Origin of the sequence: Streptomyces sp. CY-1 (assembly GCF_047218265.1) — a bacterium.
In the GTDB taxonomy this organism is placed as follows: domain Bacteria; phylum Actinomycetota; class Actinomycetes; order Streptomycetales; family Streptomycetaceae; genus Streptomyces; species Streptomyces niphimycinicus.
In genome coordinates this window covers 10,747,899-10,765,554 of record NZ_CP178393.1, presented here as the reverse complement: position 1 = coordinate 10,765,554, position 17,656 = coordinate 10,747,899, and the positions used below count along the sequence as shown (strand labels likewise).

The following is a 17,656-nucleotide window of genomic DNA, read 5'->3' as shown; positions in this document are numbered from 1 at the left end:
CGGCATCATCGCATCCCGGGCACCGCCGCACCATGTGGCCCCCGCCCCCGGGAGCACCACGGGCGGCTGGACGTCAGTTGCGGTGGGCCGCCACCCCCGCGAGGATTTCGCCCAGGCCCTGGCGGGTGGCCGCCAGCACCACCCGGTCGTGCGGCCGCAGAACATAGCCGGGGTGCAGATCCCACACCAGCGCGGGCTCCTGAGCGGCGCCGTCGTAGGGAGGCGCCGCGGCGAGGTCGCGCTGCCGGTCGGCGGGTTCCGCCGCGTCCAGTGCGATCACCCGCCAGGCGCCCGGTGCGAACGCCTCGGCGACGGTGCGCCCCTCCAGTTGCGGATGCCCGGCGACATGCAGGGCGGCGAAGAGCAGCACCCGGCGCTCGACCGGTATGGCACCCAGGATCTGACGCCCCATCATCGCCCCGGCGAACGCCGGGGCCGCCAGGCTGGAGACACTGCGGCTGCGGGTGAGGGCCCGCGGATGGGCCGCGCGCAGCGTGCGGTAGACGGCGGTGGCGAAGCGGTCGTCGTACAGGCGCAGCGCCACCCGCAGCCGGGGCTTGACCGAGCGGGCGTACAGCGTCGCCTCCAGGTTGGTGGTGTCGACGCTGGTCAGGGCGAGCAGGGAGTGTGCCCGCTGGATCTTGGCCGCCTCCAGGACGCCCTCCTGGGTGACATCGCCGATGACCGTCGGCACCCCCAGCCTGCGGGCCAGCGGGATACCGCGCGCCGCGGGATCCTCCTCCACGCACACCACGGGGATGTCCATCTCCCGGAGTCTGGCCAGCACCCGGGTGCCGACCTTGCCGAGCCCGAGCAGCACGACGTGGCCGGAGAGACCGCGCGGAGGGCGGCGCAGCGCCGAGGCGGTACGGAAGGTGCCCAGCGCTTCGAGCGCGGCGGCCACCAGGACGGGCAGCATCAGCAGTCCGATCAGCCCGGACAGCAGTTGGAGGACCTTGCGTCCGGTCGGCTCGTCCAGCGCCGGGTCGTCGATCGCCAGCACGTCCAGCACCGTGAGGTAGGCGGCGTGGAGCAGACCGGCTCCGGTGAGCTGCCAGGAGGCGACGGTGAGGGCGAGCACGGCGATCGCCATTCCGGCGACGGACCAGCGCAGTCGGCGGGAGAACAGCGAGGCGAGGGGCAGTCTGCGGGTGCCGAGCCGCCGTGGCGGCAGCGGAGCGCCGGTGGCGGAGACGGCCTCGAGCACCACCGTGTCGCGTCCGGTGGCGGCGGCCACCTCCTCGTCTCCGGGCAGCAGTTTGGGCCCTTCGTCCCCGCTGCTGTCGGAGCCCTCGCTGCCGCCCGGGTCGCTGGTGGTGGACGAGAGCAGGGCGAGGGTGCACAGCCCCGGGCGGGCGACCTCGTCGGGGCCGGGTGGGGTGCGCTCGGCCGCGCGCAGCAGCCCGTCGGCCTGGAGGACTTTGCTGGTGCCCGCGATGGCGGTGGCCGCCAGTGCCGGGGCCGCGGTGTCGGCGTCCGACAGTACGGTGGTGGTGGCGTCCAGCTCCGCCGCGTCCATGCCGGGATCGGCCACCCGCGCCGCCTCGTCGAGGAGTTCCTCCAGATGCTGGCCGAGCTTGCGGTTGTAGAGCCGGATCACCAGCCGCAGCCGGGGGTTGAGACGGCGGGCGCGCAGTGCGGCGTGGATGTTCGCCTCGTCGTCGTCATGGACCAGGGCGAGCGCGGTCGCATGCTCCGCACCCGCCTCGGTCAGCACCTCTTCGTCGAGCACCGGGACCTCCATGACCCGCACTCCCCCGTCCGGAGCGGGGTCGTCCGCGGTCTGCCGGGGCAGCGGGACCCGTCCGACGGCCGCGCTGAACCGGCCGAAGAGCGCGGAGGTACGGCCGCCCGGCCACCATCGCGCCGCCTGCTGCCCGGCCGGGTCCGCCAGCGGGGCGCCACCGGGGATGACGACCGTCACCCGGGTCCGGTAGACGTCATGGAGCTCGGCGGCGAGGCGGTGGGCGAGCGCGTCGTCACCGCAGACGACCATGTGGGCCGTCCCCGAGGGGGACGGCGGGTCCGAGGCGGAGATGGAGAACACGACGGCGAAGCCCCCCGTTGGTCCGTGATGCCGTGGGTCGTCCGGGCGGGGTACGGCGGCCGCGGTCTCCGGCGACCGGCACCCGCGCTCCGGCGGTCATGATCAGACCGTACCTGGCGCGCCCCGCAAGGGAGTTGGGCACCGGGGGCGGGCGACCGGGGAGCCCGGTGTGCTCACTCCCTGGGGGCTCCGCAGCGCGCACAGCGGGCGAAGGGCGCGGCGTCCTGGATCGCGCCGCAGTCGGCGCAGACCCGATCCAGCCAGCAGGCGGGCTCCCCGCCCTCGGGCTCGGCGGGCGCCGGGGCCGGGTCCGGGCCGGGATCCGGGGCCGCCGCCGCCCGGCTCTCTGTCTCCCGGTTCGCCGTCTCCCGCTCCGGGTCTCCGGGTCGAGCCGTGCCGCTCATCGTGTGCGCCTCCCTGGCCGGACCGTACGCGGGCCCATCCACCGACCCCTTACCCGTGCTTCGTCCCGGAAAGCGGCCCGCCCATAGATCCGATCTCTCATGCGCCAATGACCCTTGACGGGGCGTAATAGCGCCCGACCCCTCCCCAGTTATCGGATGACTCGGTAACGTATCCGCCTCGGGAGGCAACGATGCCGAGATCTTACCGACGCTCCGCTGTGGCATTTCTGCTCTGCGGCGTCCTGGCCATGACGCTCTTCATCACCGGGCCCGCGCAGGCGAAGGACTCCGCCTGGACCGTGCGCGGCCCCTCACCCCACTCCGGTCCCCTCGCGCAACTGCGGCTCGACGGAGCCTCGGGAGCGCTGACGCTCCAAGTGTCCCGGGGCGGACGGACGGTGGTCGAGCCCTCGCCCGTGGGCATCGTCACCGAACGGGCGGATCTGTCGCACGGGCTGCGCTATCTGGGGCGCCACGACCGCACCGTCGTGGAGCGCTACCGATCGACGGTCGGCAAGGAGCGCTCGCGCACGGCGCGGATGACCGAGACCCGCTTCCGGTTCCGGGGCAGCGGCAGCGCCCGGCTGGACCTCATGGTGCGGGTCTCGGACGACGGGGTCGCCTATCGCTATGTGCTGCCCTCCGGCAGCGGCGATGTCCTCGGCGAGACCTCGGCCTTCACCCTGCCGCCGGACGCGGCCGCGTGGCTGGGCGACTACCGCAAGGACAACGAGAACCTGTTCAAGGAGTACACCGCGGCGACCGCGCCCACCGGTGAGTACATGGCCCAGGCGCTCTTCGAGACGGCGGGCGGCTACGCCCTGGTCGCCGAGTCGGATCTCAGCGGCCGCTACTCCGCCGCCCGGCTGATCCATCAGCAGGGGCAGCCCACCTACCGCATCGGGCTCTGGGACCAGCGGGTCGCGTCCGACGGACCGCTCAGCACACCCTGGCGCGCGCTGGTCGTGGGCGATCTGGCCACCGTCACCCAGTCCACCTTCACCAACGACCTGGCCCCCGCCTCGCGGGTCGCCGACACCTCCTGGATCCGGCCCGGGCCCGCGCTGTGGACCTGGCTCGCGGGCGGCAAGGCGGCCGGGCAGAGCCTGTCGATGCAGAAGGGGTACGTGGACTACGCGGCCCAGCGCGGCTGGCCGTATGTGGTGGTGGACGCGGGCTGGTACTTCGACCCCGACCAGTGGGATGTCACCGATCCGAACTGGCCGCGCAATAGCTGGCTGCCGCAGCTCGTGGACTACGCGCGCGAGCGGCATGTGGGCATCCAGGTCTGGATCCACCACCGCGACCTCGACACCGCCGAGGAGCGCGAGCTGTGGCTGCCCACGCTGGAGAAGTGGGGGGTCAAGGGCGTGAAGATCGACTTCATGGACTCCGAGGCCCAGGAGACGCTGCGCTGGTACGACGAGATCCTCAAGGCCACCGCGGACCACCATCTGCTGGTCAACTTCCATGGCTCGACGATCCCCAAGGGCATCCAGCGCACCTGGCCACAGGTGATGTCGATGGAGGGGGTGAACGGCGAGGAGAAGCGGACCAACACCCCACAGCATCTGGCGACGCTGCCCTTCACCCGCAATGTGATCGGCTCCATGGACTTCACCCCCGGGGCCTTCCACCGGGCCGAGCGCCCCAACGCGGGTTCGGACGCGGGGGAAGTGGGCCTGTCGGTGCTCTACGAGTCCGGTATCCAGGACCTGGCGGGCACCCCGGAGTCCTATGACGCCCGTCCGCTCGCCCGCCGCTTCCTGGAGCAGATCCCCGCCACCTGGGACCGCACCCGGCTGCTGACCGGGCGGCCCGGTGAGAGCGCGGTGCTGGCCCGCGCCAGCGGCTCGCGCTGGTTCATCGGCGGTACGTTCACCGGCCCCGCCCATACCGCAAAGGTGCCGCTGCGGCTGGAGAGGGGCCGCTGGCTCGTCGATCTGGTCCTGGACGGCCCGGACGGTCTGGTCCGCACGCCCACGGTGGTGCGCGGCGGGCAGACGCTGTCCGTGCCGGTGACGGCGGACGGCGGGTTCGCCGCCATCGCCTGCCGCTGGCGGCCCGGCCTGTCGACCTGCGACCGTCCCTGACCATCCCTCATTCGGACACCCCGTCCAGGACGCCCGTCCAGATCCCGATCGCCGGGATACAGACGCCGGCCGCGAAGACCCATGCGGCGGCGACGGCACGGGCGTAGGGGGCGGGGTGGCCGCCGGTCCAGCCGCGGGAGAGGGCCAGCAGCCGGTCGGCCTTCTGCCGCGTCGGGTTCTTCTCCTGCTGCTGGGTGAGGAAGGCGGACAGCCGGTCCGCCGACTCCGCGTCGGTGACCGCCTCGGCGTCCGCCCGCATCTCCATCAGCGTGACCAGGACCCGGCCGGCCCGGCTGTTGGCGTAGAGGCCGCAGGTCAGGGTGAGGACGAAGACGGCGATCGAGGTGACAGTCTGCGCCGCGGTCTCCACGGGGGTGATGGCGAGGGCCGTCATCCCGTCGTAGCACACGGCGGCCTTCCCCGCCGCCGGCGCATGCCGCAGATAGCGCCGTCGCATCGGATCACCGTGGCGCAGATGCGAGATCTCATGCCGGAGCAGGACCGCCCCGGCCGGGCTTCTGAGCAGGGTGCGCCAACTGCGCGGGATGGCGACATGGACGGTGGGCCTGCGGATGTTCAGGGTGACCGCGTGGTACAGGAAGGTGCCCGCGACCGCCCAGAGCGCGATGACCAGGATGATCGCGGGCACCAGGAGACGATCCCCGTCGAACGGCAGGGAGATCCGGTCCTGAAGTACGGCGAAGGCCAGTCCGCCCGCGGCGCCGACGGCCCAGACGGACTTGCGGCGCTGTAGCCGCGTACCCCAGTCCTCCATCCGGCCCAGGCGTCCCGGGGACGGCTGGGGGACATGGACCACCTTCAGGTCGGCCACCGGGGACCAACTGGAGACCGCGTCCAGCCGGGCGGTGTCCAGTCCGGCGGAGTGGAAGGTGGCCCGGACGCGCGCCCAGCTCTTCGCCGACCAGTCGACCGGATGCGGCGCCTCCTCGGCCTCACGACCGCTGAGGGAGTCGGCCCGCCACTCGTTGACGAGGGGCAGCAGGAAGACGATGAGGAGGACGAGGACGGCCAGGAACGCGGTGGCGCCGACCGCGGCCGGCACGGACAGCCGATCGTCCCCCGTGGTCAGCACGCTCGCCCCGGTGGCGGGCGCCGCGCACAGCGGCCCGATGAGGACGGTCCAGCAGGTCCGCTCGGCCCGGCGCAGCCGGCGGACCGGGGACGCGGCGGTCATGGCCGGCCGGGCCCGGCGGGGTCCGCGGCGTGGTCGGGGCCGCCGCCGGGTTCGTCGTCGGGGCCGGGTTCGGAGCGGATGAGCGCTGCCGCCTGGATCCGTACGATGGCCCGTACCGTGTCCGGGTCCACCTCCGGCGGAAGCAGCAGCTCCACCGTCACCCGCCGGGCGAGCCCCGCCGTGCTGTCCTCGTCCTCGGTGTCCGTCCCGCCGGCCGTCCCACCCGTGGCGGCGTCACCGCGCAGGCAGCGCCCGAGATAGCCGACGGCGTCCCGCAGTCCGCGCTGGACGGCCATGTCGGTGGCGGTCGAGAGCACCGTGAAGGCGATCTGGCCGAGCAGGGACAGCCCGATGGTGAGATACACATGGGTGTCGACCGCGGGCGCCCCGCTGAGGTCGTCGAAGAACTCCCCGGCGCCGGGCACCCGCCGACGGGCGCGCGTCTCCTCGGCGAACTCCTCGAAGAGCTCCTCGTGTTCGTCCTCGGCGACGGCGCGCGCCGATGCGTCGACCATCGTCAGGATCCGCTCGATGGCGGCGTCGTCCAGCTCCGTCATGTCCGTCATGCGTTCCCCCCGGTACGCCACACCCCGGCGGGGCGTGCGACGCCTGTACGGTAGCCCGGCTGGGGGAGATGATGTGAGGACTTACCGCACATAGGCAGATTCATCGCGCATTTCGCGTACGGTCCGCCGACGCGGGTGGCCGATGGCGGCCGTCAGCTCGCCCGGCGCGGGGGCCGTCGGGTGCGGGTCCACTCCACCAACTGCCGGGCCGTCCAAGTGGTGATGACCCGCTCCACCGGCACCCCGCATTGCACCGCCCGGGCGCATCCGTTGCGCTGCCAGTCGAGCTGGCCGGGGGCGTGGGCGTCGGTGTCGATGGAGAAGAAGGTCCCCGCCCGGACGGCCTCGCGCAACAGCCCGCGCGGTGGATCCAGCCGCTCCGGACGGCAGTTGATCTCCACGGCGGTGCCCGCCTCCGCGCAGGCGCCGAAGACCTCCTCATGGTCGAAGACGGACTCGGGGCGCTTACCCCCGAGCAGCCGTCCGGTGCAGTGTCCCAGCACATCGACCAGCGGATCGCTGACGGCGGTGACCATCCGGCGGGTCATGGGGCGGGCGTCCATCCGCAGCTTGGAGTGGACCGAGGCCACCACCACATCCAGCCGGTCCAGCAGCTCCGGCTCCTGGTCCAGGGATCCGTCGGGGAGGATGTCCACCTCGATCCCGGTGAGCAGTTGAAAGGGGGCCAGCTTCGGGCGCAGCTCCGCCACCACGTCCAGTTGGGCCCGCAGCCGGTCCGCCGAGAGGCCGCGGGCCACCGTCAGCCGCGGGGAATGGTCGGTGAGCACCGCCCATGCGTGTCCCAGGCGCGCCGCCGTACGGGCCATCAGCTCGATCGGGGAACCGCCGTCGGACCAGTCGGAGTGCATATGGCAGTCCCCGCGCAGCGCGGCGCACAGCTTCGCCGCGTCCTCGTCGGGCTCGGCTTCGGCCTCGGTGGCCTCGGCCTCCAGATTGGCCAGATATCCGGGCATCTGGCCCATCAGCGCCTCCTTGACCACCTGCGAGGTCTTGGGGCCGAGCCCCTTGAGCGACCGGAGGGTGCCGTTGGTGACCCGCCGCTCCACCTCCTGGGGGTCCAGACCGGCGAGCACGGCCTGGGCCGTGCGGAAGGCACGCACCCGGTAGGTCGGCGCCTGGGCGCGCTCCAGGAGAAACGCGATCCGGTCCAGGGCCTCCAGGGGGTCCATCGTGCGCTCCTCGCTGTGTCCCGGCATCCGCGGTGTGTCGCGTCCGCGTCTCAGGCGCGGCGGTTCGGGCGGCGGCCGGGAGGCTGGTGGGGCTCGGGACGTGCCGTCAGCTCGGCGATGTCGCAGGTGTGGGGGGTCTTTTCGGAGACGGTGATGGGCCGGCCGTAGTGCCGGATCTCCATGGGGGCGCCCTCGGTCAGGGAGTAGGTGACGCTGCGGCCGGTGATCTCCACGCGCAGTCTGCGGCCCAGCACCTGCATGGTGAAGGCGAGCCGGGCCAGCTTCTCGGGCAGCTTGGGCGAGAACTCCAGCCTGCCGTCGCGGTGCCGCATCCCGCCGAACCCGGCGACCAGCGCGATCCAGGTACCGGCGAGCGAGGCGATGTGCAGACCGTCACGGGTGTTGTGCTCCAGGTCCTTCAGGTCCATCAGGGCCGCCTCGCCCAAGTAGTCGTAGGCGAGCCGCAGATGGCCGACCTCGGCGGCCATGACGGCCTGGGTGCACGCGGACAGGGAGGAGTCCCGGACCGTCAGCCGTTCGTAGTAGTCGAAGTTGCGTGCCTTCTCCTCCTCGGTGAAGCACTCGCCGCGCAGATACATCGCCAGCACCAGATCGGCCTGTTTGACGACCTGTTTGCGGTACATGTCGAAGTAGGGGAAGTTGAGCATCAGCGGGTACCGGTCGGCGCGGGTGCCCTGGAAGTCCCACTCCTGGTGGCCGGTGAAGTCCGCCGACTGCTCATGGACGCCCAGGGTCTTGTTGTACGGGACCGACATGGACTCGGCCGCGTCCCGCCAGGCGGCGGCCTCCTCGTCGTCGACGCCCAGTTCGGAGCCCTTGTCCGGGTGGCGTTCGATGATGTCCGCGGCGGCCCGCAGGTTCGACTGGGCCATGAGGTTGGTGTAGACGTTGTCGTCGGCGACGGCGCTGTACTCGTCGGGGCCGGTCACCCCGTCGATATGAAAGCGGCCGTGGTGGTCGTGGTGGCCGAGGGAGCGCCACAGTCGGGCGGTCTCCACCAGCAGTTCCACACCGGTCTCGCGCTCGAACTCCTCGTCGCCGGTGGCGGCGACATAGCGCACCACCGCGTCCGCCACATCGGCGTTGACATGGAAGGCCGCGGTGCCGGCCGGCCAGTAACCGGAGCATTCGGAGCCGTCGATGGTGCGCCAGGGGAACGTGGCGCCCTCGTGGCCCAGTTGCTGGGCGCGCTCCCGGGCGGCGGGCAGGATGGACTGGCGCCAGCGCAGCGCCTCGGCCACGGACTCGGGGAAGGTGTAGGTGAGCAGGGGCAGGACGAAGGTGTCGGTGTCCCAGAAGGTGTGGCCGTCGTAGCCGGAGCCGGTGAGGCCCTTGGCGGGGATGGCCCGTTCCTCGGCGCGGGCTCCGGCCTGGAGGACGTGGAAGAGCGCGAAGCGCACGGCCTGCTGGATCTCGGCGTCGCCCTCGACCTCCACATCGGCGCGCGACCAGAAGTCCTCCAGCCAGGCGCGCTGCTGGTCCACCAGGCCGCGCCAGCCGGTGCTGGCGGCCCCGGCGAGCGCGGCCTCGACCTGGTCCCGTACGGCGGGCAGCGAGCGGGCGCCGGACCAGCCGTAGGCCACCAGCTTCTCCAGCCGCAGGACCTGGCCGGGCTCCAGCACCGAGGTGACGGTCAGACGGGCGACGTCGTCGCCGCTCTCGCTGGCGTGGCGGGTGGGCGGCGGCCCGGTGATCAGGTGGTCGGCGGCGGCCGCGACCCGCAGGCCGCTGTCCTCGGTGCAGTGGATCAGCCGCAGCCGCTTGTCGTCGGCGGCGTTCTCCTCGGGGTTCAGCGGGGATTCCAGGGCCTCGGCCACCCGGGGGTCACCGGCGCGCTCGGGAAGCTGCTCGTTGGCGACCAGTTCGGACTGGACGACGACGCGGATCTGGGCGTCGATGGCCTCCACCTCGTAGGCGACGGCGGCGATGGCCCGCTGGGTGAGGGAGACCAGCCGGGTGGAGCGGACCCGCACACTGGTGCCGGAGGGGGAGGTCCATTCGCAGGTGCGGTGCAGCACTCCGGCGCGCAGGTCGAGCACGCGCTCATGGGAGCGCAGCCGTCCGTAGCGCAGATCGAAGGGCTCGTCGTCCACCAGCAGCCGGATGATCTTGCCGTTGGTGATGTTGATCATGGTCTGGCCGGCCTCGGGGTAGCCGAATCCGGCCTCGGCGTAGGGCAGCGGACGCCGTTCGTAGACGCCGTTGAGATAGGAGCCGGGGAGCCCGTGGGGCTCCCCCTCGTCGAGATTGGCGCGCCAGCCGATATGGCCGTTGGAGAGCGCGAAGACCGATTCGCTCTGGGGCAGCAGATCGAGCTGGAGATCGATCTCCCGCAGTACCCAGGGGTCGACGACATACGAGGAATCGGTGATCACGAGTCGTCCTCCAGCAGCTCGGCGAGATCCTTGACCACGATGCCCGCGCCGTGCGCGCGCAGCGCGTCGGCCTGACCCACCCGGTCCACGCCGACGACACAGCCGAAGTGCCCCGAGCGCCCGGCCTCCATGCCCGCCAGGGCGTCCTCGAAGACGGCGGCCGCCTCGGGGGCGGTGCCCAGCTCCCGTCCGGCCTCCAGGAAGGTGTCGGGGTGCGGTTTGCCGGGCAGCTTGCGCTCGGCGGCCACCACACCGTCGATCCGCACCTCGAAGAGGTCCTCGATACCGGCGGCGATCAGCACATCGCGGCAGTTGGCGCTGGAGGAGACGACCGCGGTCCGCAGGCCCTCGGCGCGCGCGGCCTCCACGAAGCGCACCGAGCCCGGGTACGCCTCGACTCCCTCCTCGCGGATCTTCTCCAGGACCAGGATGTTCTTGCGGTTGCCCAGGCCGTGCACGGTGTCCGCGTCGGGCGGATCGTCCAGCCCGCCCTCGGGGAGAACGATGCCCCGGGAGGCCAGGAAGGTGCGCACCCCGTCGGCGCGCGGACGGCCATCCACGTACTCGTCGTAGTCACCGGCCGAGTCGAAGGGACGGAAGGAGGCGCCGTCGCGCCGCCGCAGGAACTCGTCGAACATCTGCTTCCACGCCGCCGCGTGCACCACCGCGGTCCTGGTCAGCACGCCATCGAGGTCGAACAGGCAGGCCCGGATGGAACCGGGCAGGCTGAGCTTGGTCATGGCCCCCGATTCCCCCGGCAACGCCGGAATATGCGGGGTGTGACGGCGGGATCGGGACCTTCCCCCACTCGGCGCAGCGCTGCCGTCGCTCAGCGTGGTACGACCGTGCGCCCCTCGCGGCGGGAGCGGTCGGCGGCCTCCAGGACGGCGACGACCTCGCGGCCGAACCGCACGTCACAGGGATCGGCCGCGCCGCCATTACGGGCGGCGCCCAGCAGCCGGTCGACGGCCGTGCCGAAGGCCGCCACCGCGGTGGTCCCGGCCTCGGGGACCGCGGCGATCCCCCGCTCGCCGTAGAAGTCGCAGGAGAATCCCTGGGCGGCGGGCCGGGCGTCCAGGGTGAGCGCGAGCGTGCCGATGGCGCCCGAGTGATGGCGCAGCAGCACATGCGCGGCGCCGCGCGGCCCGTCCAGGGCGGTGACCTCGGCCACCGGGCCGAGGACCGGGAGCAGGACGGACAGGGAGTGCGGGCCGACGTCCCACAGTCCGCCGCGCTCCCGCCGCCAGCGGGATCCGCCGTAGCGGCCGCCGGGCTGGAAGATCGAGGCGAAGGCGGTGGCACGGCCGCCGTCCCAGCCACCGGCCGCCGCGGTCTCCTGGAGGAAGGTCTCGACGGGCGCCGCGAAGCGGTTGGTGAAGAACACCACCGAGGCCAGTGCGCGCTCGTCCACGGCGCGCACGATCCGGTCGGCCTCCTCGGTGCCGAAGGCCAGCGGCTTGTCCAGGAGCAGATGGCGCCCGGCCAGCGCGGCCCGCTCGGCGAGGCCGCTCTGGATGTCCGGCGGGAGGGCGATGGCCACGGCGTCCACGTCGGCGATCAGCGCGTCGGCGTCCGGGTATGCGCGGGTGCCCCAGCGGTCCGCCAGCGCCTGTGCCTTGGCCGGGTCGCGCCCCCAGATCCCGGCCAGTTCGGCCACCGGGTGCGCGGCGAGCGCCGCCGCATGGGTCTCGGCCGCCCAATGTCCGGTGCCCAGCAGTCCGAACCGCACTGTCCGTCCCCCTCCGCGCGAGGTCCCGGGGTCTTCCCCGGAGTCGGCCGCGATCCTACGCCCGTGCGACCGCCCGCATCGGCCGAGGGCGGTACGCCCCTCCCCCGCTTGGCCCCGGGCGGATGCCGGTGGGCGGGGGCGGTGCCAGGGTGAGGCCATGGCCGGCCACGGTGCGGGGGACGGCCGAAGCCCACCCTCACCGCTGGAGGAATCCGTGGCCCGTGGCTCGTCCCGCTCCCACTCCCGCGCGCTCCGGCGGCGCGCCACGGTCCGGGCCGTGGCGGCCCTGCTGCTGTGCGGGGCCGCGGTACCGTCCTGCGCCTCCACCAGTGAGCACCGGCCCGACCGGGCGAAGTCGGCGTCGGCGCGGCAGAGCGCGCTGGAGGCCGCCGCCGCGGCCGAGGCCGCGGCGAAGAAGAAGGCCGCGGCGGCCCGGCTGCTGCCGGGGATGCCGCCGCCACTGGACTCCCATGACCTCTACGCGGCCGACCGGCCGGGGAAGCTGGCCCGGGCGGTGAAGGACTTTCCGTCGCGGGTGTACGTGCCCAATACGCTCTCGGACACGGTGAGCGTCATCGATCCGAAGAAGTTCAAGGTCGTCCGCACCATCCGGGTGGGCCATCAGCCACAGCATGTGGTGCCCTCGTGGGATCTGAAGACGCTGTGGGTCAACAACGACCTGGGCAACAGCCTCACCCCCATCGACCCCGCCAGCGGCCGGGTCGGCCGCCCGGTGGACGTCCACGACCCGTACAACCTCTACTTCACCCCGGACGGGAAGTACGCCGTGGTGATGGCCTCCATGGACCGGGCGCTGGTCTTCCGGAACGCGCACACCATGAAGGTGATCAAGTCGGTGCCGGTGGACTGCTATGGCGTCAACCACGCCGACTTCTCGCCGGACGGGCGCTACTTCATCGTCTCGTGCGAATTCTCCGGTGAGCTGCTGAAGGTGGACACCGCGAAGAAGAAGGTGGTCGCCAAGCAGCGGCTGCCGATCGCCGGGGCCATGCCGCAGGACGTCAAGATCTCGCCCAACGGCAAGACGTGGTACATCGCCGACATGGTGGCGAACGGCGTGTGGGTGCTCAACGGCGACACCTTCGGCAAGCCGCGGCTGCTGCCCACCGGAAAGGGCACACACGGCCTCTACGTCAGCCGCGACTCCCGTTCGATGTACATCTCCAACCGCGGCGAGGGCACCATCTCGGTGCTGTCGTTCAAGACCGGCAAGCTGGTGCGGCGGTGGCGGCTGCCCGGCGGCGGCAGCCCCGACATGGGCGGGGTGTCCAGCGACGGCAAGGTGCTGTGGCTCTCGGGCCGCTACAACGCCGAGGTCTACGCGATCGACACCCGCGACGGCCGGCTGCGCGCCCGGATCCCGGTCGGCGGCGGTCCGCACGGGCTCGCGGTCTACCCCCAGCCCGGCCGCTACTCCCTCGGCCACACCGGCATCTTCCGCTGAGGCGGCCCTCCCGAAGGCGCCATGGGCGGCTGTGAGGCTCTCCACAGCCATCTGCATAGGCTGCCTATATAGAGGCATGATACAAATATAGATGTGGAATACACACAGCAGTCCGGCCCCCGGGAACCCGACGCCCCCGCGACCCGTGAGCAGGTCGCGGAGGCGCTGGAGCAACTGGCGTTCCTCGCGGTGCGCCATCTGACCAACCGGGACATCAGCTTCACCGCGGCCTCGACCCTCGGCCGGCTCAGCCGGGAGGGGCCGTCCCGGCTGACGGCCCTGGCCGCCGACGAGGGTGTCACCCAGCCCTCGATGACCCAGTTGATCCAGCGGCTGGAGCGGCAGGGTCTGGTGACCCGGGTCGACGATCCGCAGGACGGGCGGGTGGTGCTGGTGGCGATCACCGACGCCGGGCGGGAGCTGCTCGCCGAGCGGCGCCGCGGCCGTACCAACCGGCTCGCCGAACTGCTGGCCACCCTCTCCCCCGAGGACCAACAGGCCCTCGCCACCGCCGTCCACGCCGCCGCCCCCGCCTTCCAGCGGCTGGTCGACAACGCGGCACGGGCGCGCAAGGCCCCGGGGAGTACCGCTTCCTGATCAACCGGCACCCTGCCGCGCCACGGCATTGCCATGTCGTCACGGCTGGGACCCTGAACGACGGAGCAGCTCTTGTCCGCTCATCCCAGCGCCCCCAATCCCTTCAAGCAGCCGAAGGCCGTATGGGCGGTCGCCTTCGCCTGCGTGATCTCCTTCATGGGCATCGGCCTCGTGGACCCGATCCTGCCCTCCCTCTCCTCCCAACTGCATGCCACACCGAGCCAGGTGTCGCTGCTGTTCACCAGCTATCTGGTGGTCACCGCCGTCGCCATGCTGGTCACCGGATTCGTCTCCAGCCGCATCGGCGCCAAGCGCACCTTGGTGGCCGGTCTGGTGCTCATCGTGCTCTTCAGCGCGGCGGCCGGGGCATCCGGCAGCATCGACGGGATCGTCGGCTTCCGGGCCGGATGGGGCCTGGGCAACGCCCTGTTCATCGCCACCTCGCTCGCCGTCATCGTCGGCTCGGCCAGCGGTGGCTTCGCGGGCGCGATCATCCTCTACGAGACCGCCCTGGGCATCGGCATCGCGATCGGGCCGCTGCTGGGCGGTGAGCTCGGCGGGATCAGTTGGCGCGGACCGTTCTTCGGCGTATCGGCCCTGATGGCCATCGCGCTGATCGCGACCATCGTGCTGGTCCAGCCCACCCCGACCCCGGCGCGCCGGGCCTCGATCGCCGACCCGATCAAGGCGCTGCGCCACCGCGGACTGCTCACCATGGGGCTGACCGCGCTCTGCTACAACTGGGGCTTCTTCACGGTGCTGGGCTATGCGCCGTTCCCGATGGACCTGGGCACCCATGAGCTCGGCTATGTCTTCACCGGCTGGGGTCTGCTCGTCGCCTTCTTCTCGGTCTTCGGCGCCCCGTGGCTACAGTCGCGGCTCGGCATAGCCCGCTCCCTGTATCTGAACCTGGCGCTGTTCGCGCTCGACATCCTCGTCATCGGCCTGTTCACCGATTCGAAGACGACGCTGATCGTGGCGGTGATCGTGGCCGGCGCCTTCATCGGGATCAACAACACCATCACCACCCAGGCGGTGATGACCGTCGCCCCCGTGGAGCGGCCCGTCGCCTCCGCCTCCTACGGCTTCGTCCGCTTCATCGGCGGCGGACTGGCCCCGTACGCCGCGGGCAAGATCGCCGAGCACAGCGGGGTACATCTGCCCTTCTACATCGGGGCCGCGGCGGTCGCGCTGGGCATCGGCGTCCTGGCCACCGGGCATTCGCTGCTCGCCGAGGCCGAGCGCGTCCAGGCGGCGGAGGCGGCCGGACACACCCCGGCCGAGGAGCGGCGGGAGACGCTGGAGAAGCAGGCGCTGGCCGAGGAGCTGGGCTCGGCGGGCTGACGCGAGGGACGGGCCCGGCACGATGCGCGGGGCAGGTATGGACCAATTGGCGCGGCTCCAGTACGGTGCGCACACCATCGATCGGGGGCCTTCCCAAGGAGTGGCATGGCTTCCTTACGGTCCACCCAGCGCATCGCCGGGCTCCGGTTCGCCGTACCCGCCGCGGCCGTGGCGGTCGCGGGTCTCGCGTTCGCCTGGCCCGCGGACGCCGCGTCCATCTGGGACGGCGACGCCTCCGGCGGCACCAAGATCTACGGCCTGCTGAACTGCGACTCCCCCGGCAGCGTCACCGCCGTCTCGGACGCGCAGCGCGGCAAGATCTGGAAGTACGACAAGCCGAGCGGCAGCAATCGCTGCGAAAGCCATGGCATCGCGGTGGGCGGCTCGAAATACGCCTTCCAGAACGGCGGGACCTACTGGTTCGGCTGGTCGAGCAAGCTCTCCAGCACGGTCGACAACAACGCCACCTTCCAGTGGAAGTCCTACGGGGATCACATCCAGAACTGGCCGGTGGTCCTGAAGACGCTCGGCGGCCGGACCACGATGATCCAGCGGCAGCCCGGCAACCAGGTCTTCACCATCTGGTCGACCCCGGCTACGGCGAACACCTGGAACCACTACACCATCGGGCTGCATCTGTCCGACGAGACCAAGGGCGGCTGGGTCGAGCTCTGGGTCAACGGTCAGCAGCAGAAGTTCAGCGACGGCACCACCCGGTGGGCCTGCCGCACCTTCGACAGCAGCAACGACCCCAAGTGGGGGGTGTACGGCGCCGAGAACAGCAGGGTGATCAACTACATCGACGACCTCAAGGTCGGCACCACACGCGGTGACGTCGGCTGACCCCGAGCCCCCAACCGAGACCCCGCCGGTCCGTTTCCCGCTCAGATCCGCCAGGAGCGGATACGGCCGGCCGCGTCGAACACATCGGCCTTGCTGGAGAGGATGTCGCGGACCAGATCGATCAGCGCCCCGTACGGCGGGTCGATCCCCTCGCCCGAAGCGTGCATATAGGCGACCGCGGTCGCGGAGGCGAACCGCGCGTTGCTCGCCGGGAGCGGTCTGAGCAGCGCGATGGTGTGCAGCAGGGCCGCGGCCCGCCACGCCGGGTCGGGATCGACACCCAGGCGGGGCGGGTCCACCCGGTGACGGGCGACGGCCGCGACCAGACCCGAGAAGTCCGAGATGGCCGGCTGTTCCGGCATGACCTCCTCATGGCGCTGGAGCAGCCAGGGGACGTCGATATGCAGCAGCGGGGCCATGATCAGGCGGCCTGCCCGGGATGGCGGTGCTCATCGTCGGGGAACGCGTCCGCGAAGGCGTCCGCGTTGTCCGCGAAGAACCGCCGGAAGACCTCGGCGCCCTCCTGTAGGGCGCGGTGCCGCGCGATGTCGGCCACGGTCGCCTCCCGGACGAGGGCCTTCATCGTCGTACCGCGTTCCTTGGCGATCTGGCGGAGGTCCTCAAGTTCCCGATCGCTGAATTCCACGTTGAGTGCTGACATGCGGGACACCCTACTCACCAGGTACCCCGTCAGCAATCGCCCCAGCTCAGATCATGTTTTTGTAGGTACTTGACAAAGCTTTCCCGCCGTTACGGGAGGCTGCGGCCGGGGACCGGACCGCCCTCGGGTCCCAGCCGCACGAAGGGTTCGCGCACCTCACGGCCGGTCAGGCTCCGGTAGGCGGCGGGGCGGCGGAAGGCGTCCCCCCAGCTCTCCCGGCGCCGGTAGTCGCGCAGTGCGTCGAGGTCGAAGACCGCCGGATAGACTCCCGCGGCCTCGCCCGCCTCGACCACCAGGGTGTCCCGCGACCGCCCGTGGGCGAAGGCGACGCCGTCATGGGCGACGGAGTGGCCCCAGCCGGGACCGGCGTAGTTGGCCATGGCCATCCCGGTCATGTTCTCCCCCGCGCGGGAGCGGAACTGGGAGAGCCGGTTGATCTCCAGCTCGCACGCGTTCGGGGTGAGGACGATCTCGGCTCCGGCGAGCATCAGGGCGCGGGCGCTCTCCGGGAACTCGCGGTCGTAACAGATCATCGCCCCGGTCATCACCTCGCCCACCGCCGTGTCCAGGGCGCACACCTCGAACCCCTCCCCCGGCGTCAGCGCGGCCTCGGGCAGGTCGAAGACGCAGGTGTGCACCTTGGCGTAGGTCAGGACCAGGCGGCCGTGCCGGTCGATGAGGGAGAGGGTGTTGCGCGGCGCTCCGGCCCAGCGCTCCAGATAGGTGAGCGCGATGGCCATCTCCAGCTCGGCGGCCAGCTCGCGGAAGTGGGTGACGAAGGGCGAGTCGCGGGTGATCGGCTCACCGAGCCAGACGGCCCCGGGCGGCGCCGCCGCAGCCTCGTCCCACAGCGACGGATGGCGGTAGCGATCCCCGCGGGCGACGCCGTCCGGGACGGCGCAGCTATAGCCGTTGCTCCACATCTCGGGGAAGAGCGCGATGTCGGCGCCCATGGCCCCGGCCCGGCGGCAGGCCGCCTCGCCGAGGGCGAGGTTCTGGGACAACTCGGGCCCGGGCGGGGCGAGTTGGAGGAGGGCGACGGTGAGGGTGGTCATGGCGGATGCCTCCTTCGGTCTCTGATGACGTGCGGACGGTGCGAAGGAGGTGTCCCGGCGGGCCCCGGGGG

16 protein-coding genes are annotated in these 17,656 nt (G+C 71.9%); 5 read left to right on the top strand and 11 right to left on the bottom strand.

From position 1 onward, the window contains the following. Positions 1-73: 73 nt before the first annotated feature. Positions 74-1,996: an NAD-binding protein gene (locus tag ACK1X7_RS45375; protein ID WP_413116958.1), complete on the bottom strand. Its 1,923-nt coding sequence runs from the start codon at positions 1,994-1,996 to the stop codon at positions 74-76. A 224-nt stretch (positions 1,997-2,220) separates the two neighbouring features. Continuing rightward, positions 2,221-2,451, bottom strand: a complete 231-nt coding sequence (locus ACK1X7_RS45370) for a hypothetical protein (protein WP_385149724.1) — start codon at positions 2,449-2,451, stop codon at positions 2,221-2,223. A gap of 191 nt (positions 2,452-2,642) precedes the next feature. Between ACK1X7_RS45370 and ACK1X7_RS45365 the strand changes: the two genes are divergently transcribed. Next, positions 2,643-4,544 carry a glycoside hydrolase family 97 protein gene (locus ACK1X7_RS45365; protein WP_413116677.1) on the top strand — a complete coding sequence of 634 codons (1,902 nt, stop codon included), beginning with the start codon at positions 2,643-2,645 and terminating at the stop codon, positions 4,542-4,544. 7 nt (positions 4,545-4,551) lie between these two features. Here the strand turns inward: ACK1X7_RS45365 and ACK1X7_RS45360 are convergent, their stop codons facing one another. The 6 genes from ACK1X7_RS45360 to ACK1X7_RS45335 all read right to left on the bottom strand — a co-directional run bounded on the left by ACK1X7_RS45360 (position 4,552) and on the right by ACK1X7_RS45335 (position 11,620). Next, positions 4,552-5,739, bottom strand: a complete 1,188-nt coding sequence (locus tag ACK1X7_RS45360; protein ID WP_413116676.1) for a hypothetical protein — start codon at positions 5,737-5,739, stop codon at positions 4,552-4,554. Beyond that, entirely contained in the window at positions 5,736-6,305 is a 570-nt protein-coding gene (locus ACK1X7_RS45355) for a hypothetical protein (RefSeq protein ID WP_390792223.1), read from the bottom strand. The genes ACK1X7_RS45360 and ACK1X7_RS45355 overlap by 4 nt, the downstream gene beginning before the upstream one ends. A gap of 152 nt (positions 6,306-6,457) precedes the next feature. Continuing rightward, positions 6,458-7,495, bottom strand: coding sequence for a PHP domain-containing protein (locus ACK1X7_RS45350; RefSeq protein ID WP_390792222.1), 1,038 nt, complete (start codon positions 7,493-7,495; stop codon positions 6,458-6,460). Positions 7,496-7,545: 50 nt separating this feature from the next. Further along, positions 7,546-9,891 (bottom strand): glycoside hydrolase family 65 protein, encoded by a 2,346-nt coding sequence (locus ACK1X7_RS45345; RefSeq protein WP_398160861.1) that lies wholly within the window; start codon positions 9,889-9,891, stop codon positions 7,546-7,548. Beyond that, positions 9,888-10,631 (bottom strand): HAD family hydrolase, encoded by a 744-nt coding sequence (locus ACK1X7_RS45340; protein ID WP_413116675.1) that lies wholly within the window; start codon positions 10,629-10,631, stop codon positions 9,888-9,890. The genes ACK1X7_RS45345 and ACK1X7_RS45340 overlap by 4 nt, the downstream gene beginning before the upstream one ends. 89 nt (positions 10,632-10,720) lie before the next feature. After that, positions 10,721-11,620, bottom strand: a complete 900-nt coding sequence (locus ACK1X7_RS45335) for a Gfo/Idh/MocA family protein (protein WP_385154581.1) — start codon at positions 11,618-11,620, stop codon at positions 10,721-10,723. A gap of 157 nt (positions 11,621-11,777) precedes the next feature. On the opposite strand from ACK1X7_RS45335, the gene ACK1X7_RS45330 reads away from it, so the two are divergent. From ACK1X7_RS45330 to ACK1X7_RS45315, 4 genes are all read left to right on the top strand, one after another. Next, the gene (locus ACK1X7_RS45330; protein ID WP_385154579.1) at positions 11,778-13,085 is read left to right on the top strand and encodes a beta-propeller fold lactonase family protein; all 1,308 of its coding nucleotides are present in this window, start codon (positions 11,778-11,780) and stop codon (positions 13,083-13,085) included. 93 nt (positions 13,086-13,178) lie between these two features. Next, positions 13,179-13,682, top strand: coding sequence for a MarR family winged helix-turn-helix transcriptional regulator (locus ACK1X7_RS45325; protein ID WP_390792219.1), 504 nt, complete (start codon positions 13,179-13,181; stop codon positions 13,680-13,682). A gap of 72 nt (positions 13,683-13,754) precedes the next feature. Beyond that, entirely contained in the window at positions 13,755-15,026 is a 1,272-nt protein-coding gene (locus tag ACK1X7_RS45320; protein ID WP_385154573.1) for an MFS transporter, read from the top strand. Positions 15,027-15,131: 105 nt separating this feature from the next. Next, entirely contained in the window at positions 15,132-15,869 is a 738-nt protein-coding gene (locus ACK1X7_RS45315; protein ID WP_385154570.1) for a heparin lyase I family protein, read from the top strand. Positions 15,870-15,910: 41 nt separating this feature from the next. Here ACK1X7_RS45315 and ACK1X7_RS45310 read toward each other — a convergent pair whose 3' ends face one another. The 3 genes from ACK1X7_RS45310 to ACK1X7_RS45300 form a co-directional block, all read right to left on the bottom strand. Beyond that, complete coding sequence (locus ACK1X7_RS45310; RefSeq protein ID WP_078646242.1) at positions 15,911-16,288, bottom strand: toxin Doc; 378 nt, start codon at positions 16,286-16,288, stop codon at positions 15,911-15,913. A 2-nt stretch (positions 16,289-16,290) separates the two neighbouring features. Continuing rightward, positions 16,291-16,530 carry a hypothetical protein gene (locus ACK1X7_RS45305; RefSeq protein ID WP_014057435.1) on the bottom strand — a complete coding sequence of 80 codons (240 nt, stop codon included), beginning with the start codon at positions 16,528-16,530 and terminating at the stop codon, positions 16,291-16,293. Positions 16,531-16,619: 89 nt separating this feature from the next. Further along, positions 16,620-17,585, bottom strand: a complete 966-nt coding sequence (locus ACK1X7_RS45300) for a carbon-nitrogen hydrolase family protein (RefSeq protein WP_385154567.1) — start codon at positions 17,583-17,585, stop codon at positions 16,620-16,622. Positions 17,586-17,656: the final 71 nt, after the last annotated feature.